We start from the raw sequence: 23596 nt of genomic DNA on the forward strand, positions 1-23596 counted from the left end.
TAAAAATCATTAAAACTATGGCTCAAATTGCAAAATCATCAAAGTCTACCCAGAAGAAGGAGGCTTATCAGAAGAAACAAGAAGAAGGTGGCAAGAAAGTGCTGGAGTACATCTTCGGCGCATTACTTATTCTTGCAGTACTGTTTGTAGTATACTCTATTTTCATTGTATCGTAAATGAGCGGACTGGAAATAGAACGCAAATTTCTTGTAAAAAACAACGACTACAAGCGACAGGCTACCAGTAGCAGTCGCATTTGTCAAGGTTATATCTGCAGCGATCGCGGACGTACCGTCAGGGTACGTATCCGTGATAGCCGCGGATATTTAACTATTAAAGGTCCTTCGAACAACAATGGCCTTGCTCGCTATGAATTCGAAAAGGAGATTTCGCTCGACGAAGCCCAGCATCTGATGGACATCTGCGAGCCAGGCAAGATAGACAAGACACGCTATCTGGTGCCTTGCGGTAAGCATACCTTCGAGGTAGACGAGTTCTATGGTGAGAACGAAGGTTTAGTGATGGCCGAGGTAGAACTTGGTGCTGAGGACGAAACCTTTGAGAAGCCAGATTTCATCGGCAAGGAAGTAACAGGCGATCGCAGATACTACAATTCTTGTCTGCTTAAGAAGCCCTTTACTTCTTGGGACGAAAATACCAAATAAGCGCCCCGATAACAACTGCCGAAGTAACACCAGTAGCATTAGCCGCCAAATCAAGCCAATCGCCACTGCGATGCCCAAACGTACAGTATTCCTGTAACAGCTCCAACACACCACTCATAACGATTGGTGCCAGCCAAGCCCAAAAGAACAGCTTCTCGTAATCTGCCTGCTTATGCTTGCAGGTATACTCTATCCATACTACGATGAACGTACAACCATACATCAGGATATGCACCCATTTATCGGCAAACTCCACATTGTCGAGTGGTGTCTCTGGAAAAAAGGGCACCAATGAAAGAATCCATATCATTGCGATACAGACCATTGAAAAAGGGTACTTTCTTAAGAAATGAAACAAAAAACTCATATTTACTTGCAATTTAGGTGCAAAATTAAGAAATTATTTATACTTTTGCAATCAAAATTTAAAAAAGTTGATATGACAAAACTTGAAAGGGCAAGTTTCGGTAGTAAATTAGGTGTAATTCTGGCCACAGCAGGTTCGGCTGTTGGCTTAGGCAATATATGGCGCTTTCCGTATATGACAGGACAGAATGGTGGCGCCGTTTTCATTATTATCTATGTGTTCTGTATCCTGTTGTTGGGCATTCCATGTATGATAAGCGAGTTTATTATTGGTCGTCATGGTCAGGCAAACACAGCTCGCGCATTCCGTATCATGTCGGGCGATACCATCTGGTCGCTCATTGGCTATATGGGGGTGCTTACAGGTTTTCTTATCTCAGGCTATTATGCTGTGGTATCCGGCTGGTGCCTCGAGTACGTATGGGCCTCGCTTTCAGGCAAACTCTTAGGCAATCCCGACTATATCCAATCGTACTTCGTCACGTTCTCTCAGGATCCTATCAAGCCTGTATTCTGGACGTTTATCATTCTGCTGGGCACCTATATTATTATTGAGAATGGTGTACGCAACGGTATTGAGAAGGCATCAAAGCTTATGATGCCCATATTGTTTATACTGTTGCTCATCATTGTTGTAGCATCGTGCATGCTGCCAAATGCCGAAAAGGGTATCGAGTTCTTATTTAAGCCCGATATTTCGAAACTAAACAGCGATGTATTCCTAGCAGCCTTAGGCCAGTCGTTCTACTCGCTGAGTATTGCAATGGGATGTATCTGCACCTATGCCAGCTACTATTCTAAGCAAACCAATCTCACGGCTTCGGCTGTAAATATCAGTATCATCGATTTCCTGGTAGCCCTGCTGGCCGGACTGATTATCTTCCCTGCAGCCTTCTCAGTAGGAGTTAATCCCGATAGTGGTCCTTCGCTCATATTTATCACGTTGCCTAACGTATTCCACCAGGCATTTGGAAATATTGCAAGTTTAGGATACATTATTTCAGTACTGTTTTATACCTTACTCTCGATGGCAGCACTTACATCACTCATGTCGTTGCACGAAGTAAGCACAGCATTCCTTGAGGAGGAGCTTGGCACCACCCGCAAACGTGCGGCTATGTTTGTAACAATCGGCAGCATTCTGGTTGGTACCGTCTGCTCATTGTCGCTCGGTCCTTGGCAGGACTTTAAATTGTTCGACATGACCATCTTCGACCTCTTCGACTTTGTAACTGGTCAGTTGTTCCTGCCTATCGTGGGCTTCCTTACCTGTATCTTTATCGGCTGGTATGTGCCACATAAGATAGTACGCGATGAGTTTACCAATATGGGCACCTTGCGCAATGAACATCTGTTTCATAGCTACATCTTCCTTGTAAAGTATGTGTGTCCTATCTGCATACTGTTTATATTCCTTCACCAATTCGGACTATTGTAAATGGAGAACAGAGGTACATTTGGCAGCAAACTGGCCATTATCCTGACTACAGCAGGATCGGCCGTAGGATTAGGAAACATCTGGCGCTTTCCATTCATGACGGGTCAGAATGGCGGTGCCGCTTTCATACTTATCTACCTGGGATGTGTGCTGATATTAGGCATTCCAGGTATGATTAGCGAATTTGTAGTTGGCCGTTACTCACAATCCAACGCTGCCAGAGCTTATGGCAACGTAGGATTCAAGCGCGCCAAGTATATTGGCTACTTGGGCATTCTTACATCTACCATTATCCTTGGCTTCTATGCCGTTGTGGCCGGTTGGTGCTTGCAATACCTGTATGCCTCGATAACTGGTAAGCTGATTGGTGATACCAGCTACATCATCGAATACTTTAAAAACTTTTCGAGCGACCCCATCCGTCCCTGCTTGTGGGGTGTTGGCTTTGTACTGATTACACACTATGTAGTGGCCAAAGGCGTAAACGATGGTATAGAACGAGCATCCAAGTTGCTCATGCCGCTTTTGCTCATACTGCTGGTTATCATTGTTATTGCATCGTGCCTGCTTCCAGGTGCTTCAAAAGGTATAGAATTCCTGCTCAAGCCAGATTTCTCGAAAGTAAGCAGCAATGTATTCCTCGAGGCTTTAGGCCAGGCTTTCTTCTCGTTAAGCTTGGGTACCGCTTGTTTGTGTACTTACGCTTCGTATTTTAAAAAAGATACCAACCTTGTTAAATCAGCTACTCAGATAGCCTTACTCGACTCGATGATAGCCATCTTAGCAGGTTTGATGATATTCCCAGCCGCCTTCTCGGTTGGCGTACAGCCCGATAGCGGTCCATCGCTCATATTCATTACACTGCCTAATGTGTTCCGTCAGGCGTTTGTAGGCATGCCTATCATTGGATTCGTTATCGCCATCCTGTTTTATGCCCTGCTGGTGTTTGCAGCCTTAACATCTACCATCTCTATGCACGAGATTGGTACAGCATTCTTCCACGAAGAGTTGCATCTGCCAAGAAACAAGGCCGCATGGATACTGACTACCGTTTGTGGACTGATAACCATATTCTGCTCGCTATCCGTAGGAGCCTACAGTCAGATACAGGTATTCGGTATGTCGCTGATGGACTTCTGCGACTCGCTTACAGCGCAAATCATGCTACCCACTGGCGCCTTCTTTACCAGCATACTTATCGGATGGTTTGTTGAGCGCAAACTGGTACTCAATGAGTTTACAAACAACGGTTCGCTAAAGGCCACCTTTTTTAGCGCCTATCTGTTCTCTGTTAAGTTCATTGTTCCTCTCTGTATCCTATTAATATTCCTGCATCAGTTCCATATTATATGATACGCGAATTCTTTTATCTGCAAAAGTCCGACCGTAAAGTTATACTCTCGCTGTTAGTAGTCATCGTATCGGTATTCACCATGATATGTCTGACTGGTGGAAATGATACATCGACAACCACCACACAAAAGAATTCGCCCCGTTCAGCTGCCCGCAAAAACCATTACTATGCCAGCAGCCCTAAGAAGGTAGAACGATTCGTCTTCGACCCTAATACAGCTGATAGCACCCAACTGCTGCGTTTAGGATTGCAACCTTGGCAGGTTCGCAACATTTATAAATACCGTGCTGCTGGTGGCATTTATCGCCAACCTATCGATTTTGCCAAGCTTTATGGACTAACCGTTAAGCAATATCGCGAACTGGAGCCTTACATCCGCATCTCCAGCGATTACCTGCCAGCATCTACGCTGGTAAAAGAACGGGCAAGCTATAGTCCGAAAGCAACCAAGGATACAGTAGTTGTCTATCAGCGCCCCACGAAGATAAAGGCTACAGAACATATAGTGCTGAATACTGCCGATAGCACAGCGCTGACAACCATTCCTGGTATCGGTCCTTACTACGCTCGCCGAATTATACAATACGGCAATAGGTTAGGAGGTTACGTGAGTGTAGAACAACTCGATGAAATCGACGATTTCCCGACAGAAGCCAAGCAATATCTGGTGATAAACAACCCTGCACCTAAGAAACTGAACATCAACCAATTATCGCTTAACGAATTAAGACGCCATCCATACATCAACTTTTATATGGCTAAAGCCATCACCGATTATCGCCGTCTGCATGGCACCATCACATCACTAAACGAACTACGACTTATTAAAGACTTTACACCCGAAGTTATTAAGCGCCTTACGCCCTATGTTGCGTACTGATATGTTAATAAATCATAGCGAATGATAGCTGATTCGTGGAAAAGTTGTATATTTGCAAAATAAACTAAAAAACTTTTGAAAGATGTTTGGATTAGGATTCCAGGAAATACTGGTTATTGCACTGATAGTATTGCTGTTCTTTGGCGGCAAGAAGATTCCTGAACTGATGCGTGGCCTGGGTAAAGGCGTAAAAAGCTTCAAGGAGGGAATGAACGAGGTTACAGACTTGAAAGAAGAGGTAGAAAAGGACGAGAAGAAGGATGCGTGATACACCCACAATGACGTTCTGGGATCATCTCGACGAACTGCGTGGGGTGATAGTCAGAGTGTTGGTGGTAACAGTCATTGGAGCATCAGTTGCCTTCTGCTTAAAGGACGAACTCTTTGCCATCGTACTGGCACCACGCTCCAGCGATTTCATCACCTACCAACTATTGGGCGTAGAACCATTCTGTGTTCATCTGATGAACATCGGACTTACAGAACAGTTCATGGTTCACCTTAAAACAGCCTTCTATGCAGGCGTTCTGGTGGCTTCGCCTTATATCATCTACCAACTCTTCCGCTTTGTATCGCCAGCGCTCTATGACAACGAAAGGAAATACGCCACACTGCTCTGCTTTAGCGGCTACCTGATGTTTATGCTGGGCACAGCACTCAACTATCTGCTGATATTCCCGCTTACCGTCAAGTTCCTTGGCACTTATCAGGTTAGTCCCGATGTAGCAAATATGCTCACATTGCAATCGTACATGGATACGTTGCTGATGATGAACCTGGTGATGGGTATTGTGTTCGAACTGCCTGTAGTAAGCTGGCTGTTAGGCAAGATGGGACTGATTAATGCTGCGATGATGCAGAGCATACGCCGGCATGCTGTAGTAGCAATACTGGTTGTAGCTGCGATTATCACCCCCACTACCGATGCCTTTACGCTCATTGTGGTAGCATTGCCCATCTGGCTGCTCTACGAACTGAGCATTGTGATAGTAAGAATAACCGAATAGATAAATACTTATATAATAAACTTATGCTTCGTAAAATCAGAACCATCCTTGCAGCGGTGATGTTTGTACTGATCACCCTGCTGTTCCTCGACTTTACAGGAACGTTGCACCATTGGCTTTCATGGTGTGCCAAGATTCAGTTCTTGCCCGCAGTGATGGCACTCAATGTGGTAGTGGTAGCGGCATTTTTGATTATTACACTTATTTGTGGCCGCACTTACTGCTCTATCATCTGTCCTATGGGCGTATTTCAGGACATACTAGCCCGACTGAACAGAAAAAAGAACAAATACAGCTATTCGAAAGAGGTTCGCTGGTTGCGTTACCCAGTACTTGTGGTATTTATCATTGCAGGTGTAGCTGGCATCGGCTCTATATTCCAGTTGTTAGCTCCTTATAGCAGCTACGGACGTATCGCCACCATGATATTCCAGCCCGTTTGGAAGATGGGTAACAACATCTTAGCCGAACTGGCTGAGCGCGCCGATAGCTATGCTTTCTACAGCGTTGATACATGGATGCGCTCAATGCCTGTATTCGTGATTGCTGCTGTTACCCTGGTAGTAATATTTATCTTGGCTTGGCGAGGCGGACGTACCTATTGCAACACCATCTGCCCAGTAGGTACCATCCTGTCTTTCTTTGCCCGTTTCTCATGGCTTAAAATCCGATTCGACGAAGATAAGTGCAAGAACTGCTCACTCTGTTCAAAGAACTGCAAAGCATCTTGTATCGATTTTAAGACACACAGTATCGACTATACCCGTTGCGTGGTTTGTGGTAACTGTATCGATAGTTGTAAGTTTGGTGCGCTGAAGTACACAGCTGCCGGCCCATCAAAAAAGACAAATAAAGCAAACGATGCCAACCCCATCAATACCTCAAAGCGCTCGTTCCTGTTGGCAACAGCCTTGGTAACTACAGCCGCTTTGGCTCAGAAAAAGAAAGAGAAGCTGATGGATGGCGGACTGGCAGAACTGGAAGATAAGGTAGCTCCTGAGCGCCAGACACCGCTCACACCTCCAGGTTCGCTCTCGTTCCAGAATCTGGCCACACGATGCACAGGCTGCCAGCTTTGTGTATCAGAGTGCCCCAACCAGGTGTTGCGTCCTAGTAGCGATTTAATGCACCTGATGCAGCCCACCATGTCGTACGAGCACGGCTATTGTCGCCCAGAGTGTACGCGTTGCTCTGAAGTTTGTCCTGCAGGTGCCATCCAGAAGGTTGATAAAGAAGAGAAAACAGCCATCCAGATTGGTCATGCTGTTTGGATTAAGAAGAACTGTGTTCCCATTACCGATGGGGTAGAGTGCGGCAACTGTGCACGCCACTGTCCTTCGGGTGCTATCGAAATGGTTCCACTCGATGAGAACGATGAGGAATCACCAATGGTTCCTGCAATCAACGAGGCTGCATGTATTGGCTGCGGTGCCTGCGAGTATGTTTGTCCGGCTCGTCCATTCTCAGCTATCTATGTCGAGGGACACGAAGTTCACAAGAAGATTTAAGGAGGATAATTTATGGAAAAGAAGAATATAACACGCCGTGCGTTCCTTAAGCTCTTTGGAGCAGGATCAGTAGCTACAGCCGCTACACTTGCAGGATGCAAAAGTGGCAATAAGGCAGGTAGTCAGGCAAAACAAGAATATAGGAACCAGGTTGAACCACCTGTTGGTCAGATGACCTATCGCGTTAACCCAAAGAATAAGGACAAGGTTTCTATTCTGGGCTATGGTATGATGCGCCTGCCATCTAAGGTGGATAACAGCGATGAGTTTGATCAGGACATGATTAACAAGCAAATCGATTATGCCTTGGCTCATGGTCTGAACTACATCGATACATCGCCTGTATATTGTCAGGGAAAGTCAGAGCGCTGCACAGGTATCGCCCTGAGCCGCCACAAGCGTAGCGAGTACTTTGTGGCCACCAAACTCTCCAACTTCAACCACGACTACTGGTCATTCGAGAAGTCGAAGGAGATGTACCACAACTCTATGAAGGAGCTGCAAGTTGATTACATCGACTACTATCTGCTGCATGCTGTAGGTGGCAGCATGGAGGAATTTAACGGGCGCTATGTGGATAATGGCATAATGGACTATCTGCTGAAGGAGCGCGAGGCAGGCCGCATTCGTAACCTGGGATTCTCGTTCCACGGTAAGCAGGAAGTGTTCGACGAGGTGCTGGCCCTCGACGAGAAGTACCATTGGGACTTTGTACAGATTGAGCTGAACTATCTGGATTGGGATTATGCCAACGAGATTAGTCAGAGCAACGTAGATGCCAGTTATCTATATGCCGAGCTGCAAAAGAAAGGCATACCTGCAGTTATTATGGAACCGCTGTTAGGAGGCCGATTGGCTAACCTCCCACAGTATCTGATGACAGAACTGAAGAGTCGCGACCCAGAGCGTAGCGTGGCATCATGGGCTTTCCGCTATGCAGGCACCAACGAGGGCGTACTTACCGTATTGAGCGGTATGACCTATATGGAGCACCTGAAGGATAACCTGCTCTCGTACTGTCCGCTGAAACCACTTACCGAAGAGGAGATGCGATTCCTTGACAAGGATATCGCTCAGAAGATTGTAGGTCTCGAAAACATTCCTTGCAACGATTGTAAGTACTGCATGCCTTGTCCTTACGGTGTGGATATACCAGCCATCTTTGTACACTACAACAAGTGCAAGAACGAGGGTTCGCTGCCTATGGGAGTGGGCGATGCTGAGTATCGCAAGCATCGTCGCCAGTATCTCATTTCGCTGGACCGTGTAGTTCCTCGCGATCGCCAGCCTGATCATTGCATCCAGTGCGGCCAGTGTGAGCCTCATTGTCCACAAAGCATTCGCATTCCACGCGAACTGGCAAAGATTGATGAGATGATTGAGAGCTTGAAGCGCAACCCAGAGGGCCCAGAAGTATAAAAAGTGTAGAAAATTTGGTTAATTGCCTAATTTGCAGTACCTTTGCACCCGAAATAAACGTTTATAGAAGAAAATGGCATTAAAATGTGGTATTGTAGGACTGCCAAATGTGGGCAAGTCTACCTTGTTTAATTGTCTGTCGAGTGCCAAAGCTCAGGCAGCAAACTTCCCTTTTTGTACAATCGAACCCAATGTGGGTGTAATCACTGTACCTGATGAAAGACTGACCAAACTCGCTGAGTTGGTTCACCCAGGACGTATCGTTCCTGCTACCTGCGAGATTGTAGATATTGCAGGTCTCGTAAAAGGCGCCTCTAAGGGCGAAGGATTAGGCAATAAATTCCTTGGAAATATCCGCGAAACCGATGCTATCATCCACGTACTGCGTTGTTTCGAGGATGAAAATATCACTCACGTTGATGGCACTATCGACCCCATCCGCGATAAGGAGATTATCGATACAGAGCTTCAGCTGAAGGACCTTGAGACTATCGAGAGCCGCTTGGCTAAGACCGAGAAGGCCGCAGCTGCTGGTAATAAGGACGCTAAGATCGAGGCTACCGTACTACACGCTTATAAAGAGGTGCTGGAGCAGGGTAAGAATGCCCGTATCGTAGAGTTCGAAAGCAAGGACGAGCAGGATTGCGCTCGCAATCTGTTCCTGCTCACTTCAAAGCCTGTGCTTTACGTTTGTAACGTAGGCGAGACTGATGCTAAATCAGGTAATGCCTTTACCAAGAAGGTAGAGGAGCTGGCAAAGGAAGAGGGCGCAGAAACCATGGTGATTGCCGCTAAGACCGAAGAGGATATCGCTGAACTGGAGAGCTACGAGGACAAGCAGATGTTCTTGGAAGAGCTTGGCTTAGAGGAGAGTGGTGTAAACCGACTGATTAAGAAGGCTTATGCGCTGCTGAACCTCGAAACCTTTATCACCGCTGGTGAGATGGAGGTGAAGGCTTGGACCTACAAGAAGGGCTGGAAGGCTCCACAGTGTGCAGGTGTGATCCACACCGACTTTGAGAAGGGCTTTATCCGTGCCGAAGTAATCAAGTACGACGACTATATCCAGTATGGCTCTGAGGCAGCTGTACGCGAGGCTGGTAAGCTGGCCGTTGAGGGTAAGGAGTACGTAGTACAGGATGGCGACATTATGCATTTCCGCTTTAACGTATGATGAATCTACTCAACTATATCCTTTGGGATCCAAATCTGGTTGCATTTAAACTGGGCCCTTTTTCAATTCGCTGGTACGGACTGATGTGGGTCATCGGATTGGTTGTGGCCTACCTCTTGGTTCAGCGCCTCTACAAGGAGCAGAAGATTAAGGACGAATATTTTGATCCGCTCGCATTCTACTGTTTCTTCGGCATCCTGATTGGTGCTCGTCTGGGTCATTGCTTATTCTACGAGCCCGATTATTTCCTGACTTCAAGCAAGGGAATAATTGAGATGATACTGCCTATCCGTTTTGGCGATGATGGCAGTTGGCTAGGACAAACATTTGGCTTTCACGTCATCGGCTATGCTGGTTTGGCCTCGCATGGCGGAACTTTAGGCTTGATGATTGCCCTCTGGATGTATGTACGCAGAACCAAACTGAGCATCTGGACGGTGCTCGATAATATAGCGATTGCCACAGGTTCCACGGCCTGCTGTATCCGCTTGGGCAACCTGATGAACTCAGAGATTATCGGCAAGATTACCGATGTACCCTGGGCATTCATCTTCGAGAAAGTTGATGCCGTTCCACGCCATCCAGGACAGTTGTACGAGGCCATCGCCTACGCCATCTTGTTTGTCATCATGTGGACTCTGCATAAAAAGAAGCCTGAGAAGATTGGTACTGGCTGGTATTTCGGTTTCTGTCTCACCTATATCTTCACCTTCCGCTTCTTCATCGAATACACCAAGGAGGTACAGGAGGCCTTCGAGGCATCGCTTCCCATCGATATGGGACAGATACTCTCTATTCCCTTTATCATATTGGGAACCTACTGCATGATAAAAGCCAAGAAAAAGGCTTAATAAGACATTTCACTGGTTTCAAACATAGAAACTGCCAGTTCCTTGCGGGGAAACTGGCAGTTTCTTTATTGGGAAATAACTGTTTACGGCAAGGAAACTACTTGCCAGAAACAATCTTTTTGATGTCATTCAACTTGTTGAGAGCCTCGATAGGGGTGAGGTTATTCACATCAAGGCCTAGGATTTCGTCGCGAACCTGACAGAGCACTGGGTCATCAAGCTGGAAGAAACTCAACTGCATACCCTCACGCGAACCAGCAATCTCCTTAGTAGGCTTACCGGCAGTGCCTACCTGGGCATTATCCGATTCAAGCTGCTTCAGAATCACATTAGCACGCTTTACGATGGAGCGAGGCATACCAGCAATCTCTGCTACATGGATACCAAACGAGTGCTCAGAACCACCACGTTCCAATTTACGCAGGAAGATAACCTTGCCATCAACCTCTTTAACTGATACATTGTAGTTCTTGATTCGAGAGAAATTCTTCTCCATCTCGTTCAACTCATGGTAGTGAGTAGCAAACAAGGTGCGAGGATGACCTTTGGCATTCTCGTGCAGATACTCTACAATCGCCCATGCTATCGAAATACCATCGTAAGTACTGGTGCCTCGACCTAACTCGTCGAAGAGTACCAGCGAGCGCGATGACACATTATTCAGGATGTTCGAAGCCTCAGTCATCTCTACCATAAAGGTTGATTCGCCCAGCGAGATATTATCGCTGGCACCTACACGGGTAAAGATTTTATCTACCAAACCGATTCTGGCGGCCTCTGCGGGCACAAAGCAACCTATCTGGGCCAGCAGCACAATCAATGCAGTTTGGCGCAGCAGGGCCGATTTACCAGCCATATTCGGACCAGTGATAATGATAATCTGCTGACGTTCGTTGTCTAACAATATATCGTTGGGCACATAATACTCGCCAAGGGGCAGTTCCTGTTCGATTACAGGATGGCGACCTTGTCTGATATCAATCACCTCCGACGAATCGATTACGGGGCGTATATACTTGTTCTCCTCAGCCGCCTTGGCAAAGCTGAGCAAGCAATCCAAACGGGCAATGATATTAGCGTTTATCTGAATCTGTGGGATAAACTCCTGCATGCTCATAATCAGATCGTTGAAGAGCTTGCCCTCTAACGACAGAATCTTATCCTCAGCACCCAGAATCTTCTCTTCGTACTCCTTCAGTTCCTGAGTGATATAGCGCTCGGCCTGGGCCAGTGTCTGCTTACGAACCCACTCGGGTGGAACCTGCTCCTTATAGGTATTACGCACCTCGAGATAGTAGCCAAACACGTTGTTATAGCCTATCTTCAAGCTCTGGATACCAGTTTCCTGAGCCTCGCGCTCCTGTATCTTCAGCAGATAATCCTTACCGCTATAGGCTATGCTACGCAACTCGTCGAGTTCGGCATTCACACCGTCGCGAATCACGCCACCCTTTGCCACCAGCTGTGGGGGATCGTTCTGAATCTCCTTCTCGATACGGTCGCGCAGCGATTCGCAAAGGTTCAGCTGCTCGCCAATACGGTTCAGCGTTGGGTTCTTGGCATACAAACAAGCCGTTTTAATGGGCTGAATGGCCTGCAGGGCAGTCTTGAGCTGCACCACCTCGCGAGGCGATACTCTACCAACGGCAGCCTTCGAGATAATACGCTCCAAGTCGCCAATACGATGTATCTGATCGTCGATACACTCACGGAACTCGGGCTCGCGATAGTAATACTCTACCACATCCAGTCGCTCGTTAATGGGCTTTTCATCCTTCAGAGGGAAAACCAGCCAGCGGCGCAGTAATCGGCCTCCCATTGGGCTCACCGTCTTATCAATCACATCAAGCAGTGACTTTCCATCCTCTTGCATGGGGTAAACCAACTCCAAGCTGCGGATGGTGAACTTATCCAGTCGCACGTACTTATCCTCTTCGATACGGGAGATAGAAGTGATATGTCCTATCTGAGTGTGCTGTGTCTGCTCGAGATACTGCAGAATGGCACCTGCGGCAATAACACCCGACTGCAGATGATCTACACCAAAGCCTTTCAGGTTCTTTACGTTAAAATGCTGTAATAGTTTCTGCTTACCTGTCTGATCGGTAAACACCCAATCGTCCAACTGGAACGTAAAGTATTTAGTACCAAAGTTGCGCTCAAAATCCTGTTTGCGATTACGATCGTAAAGCACCTCTTTGGGCGAAAAGTTGCCCAGCAGTTTCTCTACATAATCGGCAGTTCCCTCACCTGTCAGAAACTCACCTGTCGAGATATCAAGAAAAGCCACACCAAAGCTCGACTTACCAAAATGGATAGCCGCCAGGAAGTTGTTCTCCTTGTAATTCAGCACGTTATCGCTCATGGCCACACCAGGTGTAACCAACTCGGTAATGCCACGCTTAACAAGCTTTTTTGTGAGTTTGGGGTCTTCCAGCTGGTCGCAGATGGCCACACGTTTGCCAGCGCGAATCAGCTTAGGCAGATAGGTATCCAAGGCGTGATGAGGAAAACCAGCCATTTCATCGCCTTTGCCACCAGCACCGTTACTACGATGTGTTAAGGTGATACCTAATATCTTTGAGGCAGTAATAGCGTCTTCGCAATAGGTTTCATAAAAGTCGCCACACCTGAAAAGCATGACTGCATCTGGGTGTTTCGCCTTCAAATCAAAGAACTGTTTCATCATAGGGGTTAGTTCTTTCCCCGCTGTTTTTGCCATAACTACCTAAATTTAAATCTGAGCGGCAAAGTTACTCCTTTTTTCGCAAACAGCAAAATTTTAGCCTTAAATAATTGTTATGTTCCCGTTTATTTGTATCTTTGCCAGCAAGATGAAGAAACTCGTTATCATATCGCTGATGCTTTGCTGGATGCTGTCGCTTTCAGCCCAATTCCTAAATTCGGGCGACACCATCGCTATAATCTCGCCTTCAAGTGCAACCGATACTGCTACCATTAATGGCGGCATCCAAACCTTAGAGAAGTGGGGCTATCCATGCATCGTGGCGCCCCATGCACTGGCCGATTATCATGGTTTTGCAGGCACTATCGATGAGCGACTTAGCGATTTGCTGTGGGCTTTACGCACACCATCCATCAAGGCCATCATGTGTTCGCGAGGCGGCGATGGAGCTGCCCATCTGCTTTCCCGTATCTCATTAGATACACTCCAGCAGTATCCAAAGATGATTATCGGATTCAGCGATGTGACGGCGTTGCTGTGTGCCCAGGCTAGGGCAGGCGTAATGGGTATTCATGGTTCGATGTGTCATGCATTGAAAACCTACGAGGGCAACGATACCGTGAGTCAGGCTTTACGAGGCATGCTTGCTGGTCATCTGCCCACCTATCGCATTGCTCCCCATCCCTTAAACATAACAGGTAAGGCCGAGGGCATTATCGTTGGTGGTAACATGAGCGTTTTCAACAATCTGGCAGGCTCTGATTTCGATCCGCTGTTTATCGATGGAATCGTACTATTTATTGAAGATACAGGCGAGGGCATGAGTAAGGTAGACCGCATGCTGCATAACATCGAGATACGTGGCTTACAGAAACACATCCGAGCCGTTATTGTTGGGCAGTTCAACAAATACAAACACCCCGAAAACGGTTTCGACGACATGTACGCCCTGCTCAACGAGTACCTACAGCATTGGCACATCCCCGTATGCTACAACTTTCCTGTAGGTCATGCCCACCTAAAAAACTTCCCCCTCCTAACAGGCGCCAAAGCCACATTAGAAGTAAACCCCGATGAGGTAGTGCTAGATTACAATAATTCCCATTAGAGGAACATTTTGTTCCCACGTTGGGAATGAAACGTTCCCAAACTGGGAATCAAACATTCCCAAGTTGGGAATATTTTACGTGCTTTAGATGGCAAGGGGGAGTATAAATCAAAAAAACTGAGTAAAACTATTTATTTTGAGAATAATTATTGTATCTTTGCAGCTGTAATCGGTTCTCCTGATGTGGAGATTAATAGGGAATCGGGTGAGAATCCTGAACAGAATCCCGCCGAAAGGCACCTACCCGTGGCCTTTCCTGCTGCTGTAAGTCGTCCTTTATGAGGCGCAAACATGTATGTCACTGAGATTTTTGGGAAGACGTTTGCTGCCAGACGATAAGTCAGAAGACCTGCCGATGAAACTTTAGCCGCTTGCCTATCTCTGGGGTTAGATGGCGATGGCAGAATAAAAGATGATGAATCGAGCATTCACATTGGCAATGGCTTGCGTGTTGACGATGACAACGGCAGCACAAAGCAAGTTAGATTCCGTACAGCATGTGCGGGAGATAATTGTTGTGTCGAAGCCTGCCATGCGCGAGGTGGTACCCAGTCAGAAACTGAAGGGCGAACTGCTGGAACAACTGAACACGCACTCTGTGGCCGATGCGTTGCGCTATTTCTCAGGTGTCCAACTAAAGGATTATGGCGGCGTGGGCGGCATTAAAACAGTAAACATCCGCTCGATGGGTACGCATCACTTAGGCATCAGCTACGATGGTGTGCAGTTAGGTAATGCGCAGAACGGACAGATTGACTTGGGCCAGTTCTCACTTGATAACGTAGAGGATATCACACTTTATAACGGCCAGAAGAGTGCCATCTTCCAGCCCGCCAGCGATTTTGGAAACGCCGGTTCTATCTATATCCGTACCAAAGCGCCTGATTTCAAGAAAGGCGAGAATACCCATCTGCGATTTAAAACCCAGTATGGTTCAAGCGATATGTTCCGCTTTTCTACCCTTTGGGAGCAGAAACTGTCATCAACCATCAGCTCATCGGTAAGTGCCGGCTTCTTAACAGCCAGCGGTAAGTATAAGTTCCATTACGAGCGAAAATATCCTAACGGACAAACGGCTTGGGACACAACGGCTGTGCGACAGAACGGCGATATACATGCTGAACGTATCGAAGCAAACCTGTTTGGCCGATTGGAGCAGGGTAGTTGGCAGCTTAAGGGTTATCTATATAACTCAGCCCGAGGCATTCCTGGTGCCATCGTAAACAACGTATGGCGACGTGGTGAGCGCCAACAGGATTTGAACACCTTTGTACAAGTCGATTATAATAAGAATATAGGCGATGGTTTCAGCACCCGATGGCTGGCCAAGTATGCCTATTACAACACCCACTACGTAAACAAGGATACCACCCAGCTACCTGTTGACAATCGTTACAAGCAGCAGGAGTTCTATCTTTCTACAGCCAATGTACTGGAGCTGCTACCCAACTGGAGTGCATCGCTGGCCTACGATTTTAAGTGGAACAAACTGAATGCTGATATCTACAACTTTGCATACCCCACACGCATCTCTAATCTGGTAAGCTTAGCCACAGCTATCGACTACAAACATCTGAAGGCGCAGGGCTCTATCCTGGCTACCTTTATCCACGACAAAACCCACCGCAGGGGTGAGTTTGCAGGCTTAAACAGCAGTCATTCGCTATCTAAACTCACGCCGGCGCTATTTGTTAACGTGTATCCCTTCCGAGGCACCTTCTTCTCTATGCGAGCCTACGTAAAAAAGAGTTTCCGCATGCCGACCTTCAACGACCTGTATTATACCGATATGGGTAATGCCAACCTGGTGCCCGAGAGCGCCTTGCAGTACGATGCCGGCTTTGCGCTTAACAAGCACTTTGAGCATAGTATCATTCGCCATGCCGAGATGCACTTCGATGCCTATTATAATACAGTACACGATAAAATTGTGGCTTACCCCAAGGGGCAGCAGTTCCGTTGGACGATGCTGAACTTAGGTAAAGTTCACATCAAGGGAATAGATGTTGAGGCCGAGGCCGATTTCAAGATTGGTAAGGATCTGATAGCTACCACTCGTGCCCAGTACACTTATCAGGATGCACGCGATGTTACTGATGCCGAAACCTCGTATTATAAGCATCAGATACCCTACATCCCCTGGCACTCAGGTTCTGCTATTCTGGGTCTTACCTATAAGAACTGGAACCTGAACTACTCGTTTATCTATGCGGGCGAACGCTACGACGAGCAGGAGAACATTATCTATAACCACATGGAACCTTGGTACACCAGCGACCTGAGTCTGGGAGTTTGGTGGAAAGTAAATAGTGTGCTGATGAAAGCGCACTTGGATGTGAACAATCTCTTAGGTCAGGATTACGAGGTAATCGTAAATTACCCCATGCCTGGTCGCAACTATGCACTAACATTAAGCGTTGAGATATGAAGCAGCTAGCGTACTACATATTAACCCTGTTGCTCCTTTCGGCCTGTCGCCAGGATGTGATGATAGTGCCGATGGAGAAAAGCGATCCAGGCGGTAAAACGCAGCAGGGCGATATCATAGGTATGTATCTGCTGAATGAGGGCAACATGGGATCGAACAAGTCGTCGCTCGACTATCTCGACCTGTCGGATTCTACAGCCCACTATTATCGCAACATCTACTCGCAGCGCAACCCAAGTACTGTAATGTCGCTGGGCGATGTGGGTAACGACTGTCAGATATATGGCTCGCGTCTGTGGCTGGTTATCAACTGCTCAAACAAGGTTGAAGTGGCCCGTGCCGATTCGGCTATCAGAATAGGAAAGGTAAACATTCCTAACTGCCGATACGTGACGTTTAACGATCGCTATGCCTACGTGTCATCGTATGTGGGAACGGTTTATGCTTCGAGCAACAGTCCGTTGGGTAGCGTGTATAAGGTAGATACACTCACCTTGCAAAAGGTTGACTCTTGTAGTGTAGGCTATCAGCCTGAGGAGATGGCCATTATCGGCAACCAGCTATATGTAGCCAACAGTGGTGGCTATCAAGGTATGACGGGACAGGGTTATGAGAGTACGGTAAGTGTGATAGATATGGCTACCATGCAAGAAACCAGCAAGGTAGAGGTTGCCCCCAACCTGCACCACCTGAAGGCCGATAAGTACAATCAGCTGTGGGTAACGGCTCGTGGCGACTATATGACTGAGGCACCAAGCATCTGGTGGCTGGCACCCGACGAAAACGGCCAGATGAAAGTAGGTGGACACATCGATCAGGCAGTAAGCGATCTGTGTATTGTGGGCGATTCGCTCTATTTCTACGGTTCTCAATGGAGCGAGGTGTCGATGAGTAATACCATCACCTATGGTATCATCAACGTAAAAACGCATCAGGTGGTAAGCACCAGTCTGTCGAGTGCACCCGAGATTAGCAAGATACGCATGCCTTATGGCATCATTGTAAACCCCATCCATCGCGATTTTTATCTGATGGATGCCAAGAACTATGTATCGAGTGGCGAGTTGCTGCACTTCCTGCCCGATGGCACCTTCGACTGGAAGGTAAGCACAGGCGATATACCCGCCCACGCAGCATTTTTATTTAAAACAACAAAAAAATGAAGAAGATATTTTTACTATTAATAGCCGCAATTACCATCGGTAATATCCATGCTCAGCGCATGGACGATGTTACTGTGCACTCCAAATACATCCAGGCGGTAGATGAATATCGCCCTGCCCCAGGACAGTATGTAAACGATGTGCCAGAATACGAAGCTGGCGATACCGAGGCCGATATGATTCGTAAGTGTAACAACAACCTGGCAGGTCTTGGTCCTATCAATTCCCATTTGGTGGCACTTGGCGGCTGGGGCGGTTATATCACGTTCCACTTCGATCATTCTATCGCCAACGTGCCTGGCGAGCGCGACTTTGCCGTATGGGGAAACGCCTATCAGGAAATGAAGAATCTGGTGTTTGGTGGTATGAATGAGGCTGGCGTAGTAATGGTGTCGAAGGATGTAAACGGCAACGGAAAGCCCGACGACCCTTGGTACGAAATCAGCGGCAGTTGCGATGTGGATAGCGCAGGCAAGGTAATTTATGGTTACGAGATAACCTACCGTCAGAACCCCATGGGTGATATTCCCTGGACAGATAACCAAGGTAATAGCGGCACCATCGATCGTAATCACTACCATACCCAGGAGTATTACCCCCAGTGGTTGCCAGATAATCTCACCTTCAAAGGCACCCGACTGCCCGATAATATGCAGAATCTGTCCGATCAGGTAGAGCAGTCGTTCAGTCCCTACTATTACGTGCTGGTAGGTTTCCGCTATGGCTATGCCGATAATCTGCCCAACTTTAGCGATAATGCCGATGCCACCTCGTATAATTATGAGGGCTGCGGTATTGATATCTCGTGGGCTGTGGATGAGAACCGTCAGCCTGTAAATCTTGATTTCATCGACTTTGTACGTGTATATACAGGTTTGAATCAGAAATGTCCCCAACCCGAGTGGTGGGGCGAAACCTCTACAGAGTTTGCTGGTGCCGAGGATATCCATCTCGAAGCCTCGCTCCAAGCTATCGAGAATGCTTTGAGCGGCATTCGTGCTATCCAGCAGGAAGCATCTTCATCAAGTCCTTTCTACGACCTGCAGGGTCGAAAGGTTACTCCAACCAAGAAGGGTGTCTATATTCAAAACAGAAAGAAGATAGTTATCAATTAATTCATATTAATCACTTAAAACAAAAACAGTTATGAAAACAAACAAATTATTCGGACTTGCAGTCCTCGCGTGCGGTTTCGCACTGTCGTTCACATCATGTACTAATGATGACAATCCAGTTGGTGGTAAGAGACAGGCTACAGTTTCTTTCGAGAACAAGAAGCTTGGTGCTGATGGCTATTGGCGTGGTGACGAATCTGGTACTAAGTTTGATAATTACGGATTAGAGGCCTTCGCCTGCCAGTATAAGGAAAAGGGGGTAACCTTCCCAGTAAACTACACACCTTCTTGGGCCAGCTGGACTGGTTTTGCTATCTCAAATCGCACAGAGACTACTTATAAGGAGCAGAATCCCGATCAGTTCAATAGTGCTGTAGGTGCTGCCAAGAGCGGTAACAACTTCTGTGTAGTATATACCTATGGCGAGGAAATCGATTTCGGTCGTGCCGTTACCCTGAAGGGCTTCTGGTTCACCAACGAGGCATGGGCTGTTGATGCCATCCTGAATGGCGATGGAATGTCTCCTGGTAAGTTTGAGAAGGACGACTGGTTTAAGTGCACAGTTACTGCAACACTGTCTGATGGTTCAACCAAGGATGTTGAGGTTTTCCTGGCTAAGGATGGTGAGTATGTAAAGGATTGGCAGTTCTGCGATTTCCAGAGTTTGGAAAAAGTTACCAAACTGAGCTTTGCATTCGATAGCACTAAGAAGAACGACTACGGTCCAACAACTCCTACTTACATGTGTATCGACGATATCGAGTTTGAGTATTAATGAGATACATTCAACTATTAATCATAGCAGTATTGCTCACAGCCTGCGGAGGTGCGAAGAAAAACGCACCTCAGCAAGCTGGGGGCGATGCTGTTACCTTTAAATATGCCACACAGATTAGCGTCGAGAAGTTTGATGGCTATACGGTGGCAACTATCAAGAACCCTTGGAAGGAGGGTATGACGCTACACCGTTATGTGCTGATACCTGCCGACCAGGAAATACCCAACCATATTCCCAGCGGTACTATTGTACGCACACCATTAAAACGCGCCGTAATGTTTACCACCGTACATTGCGCTATGTTGATGGAGTTTGGCAAACAGGATTGCATATCGGGTGTGGCCGACTTGAAGTACATTAAGATACCTTGGATTCAGGAGCAGGTGGCCAAAGGCAAGATAAGCGATGTGGGCGATGGTATGAGTCCTGTTATCGAGAAAATTATCGACGAACATCCTGATGCCCTATTCCTGTCGCCTTTCGAAAACAGCGGTGGCTATGGTAAACTCGAAGAGATTAACATCCCCATCATAGAATGTGCCGACTATATGGAGGCCTCGCCTTTGGCACGTGCCGAGTGGCTGCGTTTCTATGGCATGCTGTTTGGTTGCGAAGAGCGCGCCGATATGCTATTTCAGAGTGTAGATAACAACTACCACCAGCTTAAGGCATTGGCAGCAAAGGCTAAAACAAAGCCATCGGTAGTGGTTGATAAGGTAACAGGTAGCGTATGGTATGTGCCTGGTGGCAAGAGCACCATTGGCCAGATGATTAGGGATGCCAACGCACAATATGCTTGGGCCGACGATGAACACAGCGGGTCTATCTCGCTACCTTTCGAAACCGTTCTGGAGCGTGCTGGCGATGCTGATGTGTGGCTTTTCAGATATAGTGGCGATCATGATATTACCTATGATGAACTGCTGAGCGAACATCATGGTTACAATCAGTTTAAAGCGTTTAAGAACCAAACGGCTTATGGTTGCGATGTAGAGCGTTCGTTGTTCTACGAGGAGTCGCCTTTCCACCCTGAAAGACTATTGAGCGATTTTATCCATATTCTGCATCCCGAACTGGATACGATGACCTCGATGCGCTATTTTAAAGAGGTTAATCGCTAACCTCGTTCAAGTGGTCAACATACGCCGTGATAGCTTCTACCAACAGGTCGTTTTCCTCGGGCTGTTGGGTAGTTACGCGGAAGTAATTGTTGTCTAATCCGCGAATGTTCGAAGCGTCACGAATCAAAATGCCGTAGTTGTCCATCAGCCATCGTTTCAACTCTATCGCCGTACTGTTATGAATAGATACCAGCATAAAGTTGGTATCTGTCTTCATGACCTTCAATCCGTCGATAGTCGATAAGTTAGCGTGCAGTCGCATCGTTTCCTGAAGATATACTTTCAGGTCTGGAATCATCTGTATATGGTTCTCAATCAGGTATTTGCCTGCCTCGATAGCCAAGGCGTTAATCGTCCAGGGCTGACGTATCTGTTTCAATCTACCTATAATAATAGGCGAGGCCACGATATAACCCAAGCGCAGACCTGGTATACAAAACGTCTTAGAGAGCGAGTGAACCAGCATCAGGTTAAACACATCCGTCATTTCCTTGGGCTCCAGCATAGGTGCTAAGGTGTAATCAGCATACGACTGATCGATGACATACAGATAGCGTGGATGATTTCGTACGATATGGTTCAGCATACCCTTTACCAGCACGTTGCCAGTAGGGTTGTTAGGGTTACAAATCCAATAGATACGGTCCTTGGGCAGTACATCAAACTCGTCCTTAACGTCGTATGATATAATATGGTTAAACATGCGACAGGCATCCTCGTATTCGCTAAATGTGGGTTGCGGAATGATTGACGACCAACCCTTGTACAGCTGCGCTATCAGATAGATAGCCTCGTTGGCGCCGCTGGTAACCATCACGGTGTTCTCCTTTACACCCAGTTTCTCGGCCAGCAGGCATTCCAAAGTGTGGGCATCGGGCTCAGGATAGTGGCCCACCACATCAAAATGCTGCATCAGGTGTTCTTTCAACTCTGTGTAGTCGGCCTGACTATACACATTCGAGCTGAAATTTATCTTCACCTTGTCGCCATAGCGAAACACATCGTCACCGTGCCCGTATATCATAAGCTTAATAGATATTTATACCTGTTTTGTTACTTTTATTGTCATGGTCTTGGGATCGAAGGCTATACCCTCCCGTTCTATAAACCTGCCTAATGCCCCTTGTTCTGCCAGCGCTTTTGGCGAACCAATAGCCACTGCTTCGCCTTGAGTCATCAGCCAGATGGTATCGGCCATCTGCAGGGCCAGTTCCACATCGTGCGTGGATAAAAAAATTACTTTGTCAGCCTCACGACTAATGCGACACAACAGCTGCAACACCTCAACCTTGCTGGGATAGTCGAGAAAAGCCGTTGGCTCGTCAAGATAAATCACAGGTGTTTGTTGGGCCAGCGCTTTGGCTATCATTACCTTCTGGCGTTCGCCATCGCTCAGCGTGTGCACCATGCGCTTCTTCAGCGGCTCTATACCCACCATCGCAATAGCCTCGTCAACCACCTGCAGGTCGTCTTTCGAATAGGTGCCCCAGAATCCTGTGTAGGGCGATCGCCCCAACGATACCAGCTCGCGAACAGTCATATTCCTCACATCAGGCTTTTCGGTCAGCACCACACCTATCAGGCGGCTCAGCTGTTTATCGCTGTACTCTGAGAGTTCGCGACCTTCTAACAGTATCTCGCCACCTGTTTTTGGTTGGAATGAAGATAGGGTTTTTAGTAGCGTTGATTTTCCTACACCATTAGCACCCAGCAGACAAGTAAGTTCACCGCTTTTGATGGTACCATCGATGCCCGTAGCCACCGTTTTTATACCGTGTTTTGTCTGGTAGCCAATGCTTAGATTGCGCAGTTCTATAGTTTCGCCCGTCGTCTTCATGGTGCAAAGATAGTAAAAAGTTTGGAAACAGTATCAAAATTTGCAAACTTTTTTCTTTTGGCGAGTTTTATCTTATGCAAGCAGGTGTGTAATCAGTATTTTTATACCTATTACTATCAGAATAATACCGCCTAAAAGTTCTGGCTTTAGCTTGCGAGCTATCGATTTGCCGAACCTTACGCCCAACCTGTAGCCTACAAAACTGAACATGAAAGATACCAGACCGATGATTAAAAGCGGGTAAGCTATCTGTGCAAAGGCACGATAGCCTGTACAAGCAAACGATATTCCGATGGCCAGCGCGTCAATACTTGTAGCTACGGCCAGCACCAACTGGGTGCGCAGGTTCTTAGGGTTAAACTGCTGTTCTTCCTCGTCAGAGAACGATTCGCGAATCATTTTTCCACCTAAAAACGCCAGCAAGCCAAAGGCTATCCAATGGTCGATAGCTTCCAATTGCTCGCTAAAGTGGTTGGTAGTCAGCCAGCCTATCAGTGGCATCACGGCCTGGAACAGTCCGAACAGAAAAGCCATACGCAGAATCATCGCCCACAACCAACGGCGAACGATAACACCGCTCACAATCGAAACCGTGAAGCAATCCATAGCCAAAGCAACGGCTAACATCCATATATCCAGCGAGTTCATGATAATATTTTGCTCTTTCTTATACTTTAGCTTGCAAAATAACAACTTTT

General features: G+C 47.1%; 21 protein-coding genes, 1 pseudogene and 1 riboswitch. Of the genes and pseudogenes, 17 read left to right on the plus strand and 5 right to left on the minus strand.

Translation table 11 applies throughout. From position 1 onward, the window contains the following. Window positions 1–17 precede the first annotated feature (17 nt). Complete coding sequence (locus PRU_RS16165; RefSeq protein ID WP_013064297.1) at window positions 18–176, plus strand: hypothetical protein; 159 nt, start codon at window positions 18–20, stop codon at window positions 174–176. Continuing rightward, a complete protein-coding gene (locus PRU_RS12810) occupies window positions 177–665 on the plus strand; it encodes a CYTH domain-containing protein (RefSeq protein ID WP_013064894.1) in 489 nt (162 codons plus the stop codon). It begins immediately after the preceding gene. Here PRU_RS12810 and PRU_RS12815 read toward each other — a convergent pair. Further along, window positions 637–975 carry a VanZ family protein gene (locus PRU_RS12815; protein WP_224082988.1) on the minus strand — a complete coding sequence of 113 codons (339 nt, stop codon included), beginning with the start codon at window positions 973–975 and terminating at the stop codon, window positions 637–639. The two genes, PRU_RS12810 and PRU_RS12815, sit on opposite strands and share 29 nt — an antisense overlap. 129 nt (window positions 976–1104) lie before the next feature. Between PRU_RS12815 and PRU_RS12820 the strand changes: the two genes are divergently transcribed. The 9 genes from PRU_RS12820 to lgt all read left to right on the plus strand — a co-directional run bounded on the left by PRU_RS12820 (window position 1105) and on the right by lgt (window position 10662). After that, window positions 1105–2469 (plus strand): sodium-dependent transporter, encoded by a 1365-nt coding sequence (locus tag PRU_RS12820; RefSeq protein WP_013063927.1) that lies wholly within the window; start codon window positions 1105–1107, stop codon window positions 2467–2469. Beyond that, window positions 2470–3822, plus strand: a complete 1353-nt coding sequence (locus tag PRU_RS12825) for a sodium-dependent transporter (protein ID WP_013063314.1) — start codon at window positions 2470–2472, stop codon at window positions 3820–3822. Further along, window positions 3819–4703, plus strand: coding sequence for a ComEA family DNA-binding protein (locus tag PRU_RS12830; protein WP_013064207.1), 885 nt, complete (start codon window positions 3819–3821; stop codon window positions 4701–4703). The genes PRU_RS12825 and PRU_RS12830 overlap by 4 nt, the downstream gene beginning before the upstream one ends. 82 nt (window positions 4704–4785) lie before the next feature. Further along, entirely contained in the window at window positions 4786–4971 is a 186-nt protein-coding gene (locus tag PRU_RS12835; RefSeq protein ID WP_013063539.1) for a Sec-independent protein translocase subunit TatA/TatB, read from the plus strand. Window positions 4972–4981: 10 nt separating this feature from the next. Continuing rightward, complete coding sequence (tatC, locus tag PRU_RS12840; RefSeq protein WP_013065714.1) at window positions 4982–5710, plus strand: twin-arginine translocase subunit TatC; 729 nt, start codon at window positions 4982–4984, stop codon at window positions 5708–5710. A 23-nt stretch (window positions 5711–5733) separates the two neighbouring features. Then, window positions 5734–7218 (plus strand): 4Fe-4S binding protein, encoded by a 1485-nt coding sequence (locus PRU_RS12845; protein ID WP_013064057.1) that lies wholly within the window; start codon window positions 5734–5736, stop codon window positions 7216–7218. A 12-nt stretch (window positions 7219–7230) separates the two neighbouring features. Continuing rightward, window positions 7231–8637: an aldo/keto reductase gene (locus PRU_RS12850; RefSeq protein WP_013063422.1), complete on the plus strand. Its 1407-nt coding sequence runs from the start codon at window positions 7231–7233 to the stop codon at window positions 8635–8637. Window positions 8638–8710: 73 nt separating this feature from the next. Next, window positions 8711–9811, plus strand: a complete 1101-nt coding sequence (ychF, locus tag PRU_RS12855) for a redox-regulated ATPase YchF (RefSeq protein ID WP_013064510.1) — start codon at window positions 8711–8713, stop codon at window positions 9809–9811. Then, the gene (lgt, locus tag PRU_RS12860; protein WP_013063963.1) at window positions 9808–10662 is read left to right on the plus strand and encodes a prolipoprotein diacylglyceryl transferase; all 855 of its coding nucleotides are present in this window, start codon (window positions 9808–9810) and stop codon (window positions 10660–10662) included. Before ychF ends, lgt begins: the two co-directional genes overlap by 4 nt. 97 nt (window positions 10663–10759) lie before the next feature. On the opposite strand, the gene mutS is transcribed toward lgt, so the two are convergent. Continuing rightward, window positions 10760–13384: a DNA mismatch repair protein MutS gene (gene mutS, locus PRU_RS12865; RefSeq protein ID WP_013063694.1), complete on the minus strand. Its 2625-nt coding sequence runs from the start codon at window positions 13382–13384 to the stop codon at window positions 10760–10762. 112 nt (window positions 13385–13496) lie between these two features. Between mutS and PRU_RS12870 the strand changes: the two genes are divergently transcribed. From PRU_RS12870 to PRU_RS12895, 6 genes are all read left to right on the plus strand, one after another. Beyond that, complete coding sequence (locus PRU_RS12870) at window positions 13497–14456, plus strand: S66 peptidase family protein (protein ID WP_177168170.1); 960 nt, start codon at window positions 13497–13499, stop codon at window positions 14454–14456. Window positions 14457–14609: 153 nt separating this feature from the next. Further along, window positions 14610–14827: riboswitch (cobalamin riboswitch) on the plus strand. A 44-nt stretch (window positions 14828–14871) separates the two neighbouring features. Beyond that, window positions 14872–16884: a TonB-dependent receptor gene (locus PRU_RS12875; RefSeq protein WP_041386864.1), complete on the plus strand. Its 2013-nt coding sequence runs from the start codon at window positions 14872–14874 to the stop codon at window positions 16882–16884. Beyond that, on the plus strand, window positions 16881–18047 hold the full coding sequence (locus PRU_RS12880; protein WP_041386253.1) for a YncE family protein: 1167 nt from the start codon (window positions 16881–16883) through the stop codon (window positions 18045–18047). Before PRU_RS12875 ends, PRU_RS12880 begins: the two co-directional genes overlap by 4 nt. Next, entirely contained in the window at window positions 18044–19162 is a 1119-nt protein-coding gene (locus PRU_RS12885) for a hypothetical protein (protein ID WP_013063808.1), read from the plus strand. Before PRU_RS12880 ends, PRU_RS12885 begins: the two co-directional genes overlap by 4 nt. Before the next feature lie 31 nt (window positions 19163–19193). After that, a complete protein-coding gene (locus PRU_RS12890) occupies window positions 19194–19937 on the plus strand; it encodes a DUF4465 domain-containing protein (RefSeq protein WP_013063017.1) in 744 nt (247 codons plus the stop codon). Next, window positions 19937–21061: an ABC transporter substrate-binding protein gene (locus PRU_RS12895; protein ID WP_013065243.1), complete on the plus strand. Its 1125-nt coding sequence runs from the start codon at window positions 19937–19939 to the stop codon at window positions 21059–21061. The genes PRU_RS12890 and PRU_RS12895 overlap by 1 nt, the downstream gene beginning before the upstream one ends. Here PRU_RS12895 and PRU_RS12900 read toward each other — a convergent pair. The 3 genes and pseudogenes from PRU_RS12900 to PRU_RS12910 form a co-directional block, all read right to left on the minus strand. Beyond that, the gene (locus tag PRU_RS12900) at window positions 21051–22085 is read right to left on the minus strand and encodes a pyridoxal phosphate-dependent aminotransferase (RefSeq protein ID WP_013064649.1); all 1035 of its coding nucleotides are present in this window, start codon (window positions 22083–22085) and stop codon (window positions 21051–21053) included. The two genes, PRU_RS12895 and PRU_RS12900, sit on opposite strands and share 11 nt — an antisense overlap. A gap of 21 nt (window positions 22086–22106) precedes the next feature. Then, window positions 22107–22898 (minus strand): annotated as a pseudogene (locus PRU_RS12905) (ABC transporter ATP-binding protein); the annotation flags it as partial. 72 nt (window positions 22899–22970) lie between these two features. Then, window positions 22971–23546, minus strand: coding sequence for a manganese efflux pump MntP (locus tag PRU_RS12910; protein ID WP_013063310.1), 576 nt, complete (start codon window positions 23544–23546; stop codon window positions 22971–22973). Window positions 23547–23596: the final 50 nt, after the last annotated feature.

The sequence above is a fragment of the Xylanibacter ruminicola 23 genome, from assembly GCF_000025925.1.
GTDB classification, from domain to species: domain Bacteria; phylum Bacteroidota; class Bacteroidia; order Bacteroidales; family Bacteroidaceae; genus Prevotella; species Prevotella ruminicola.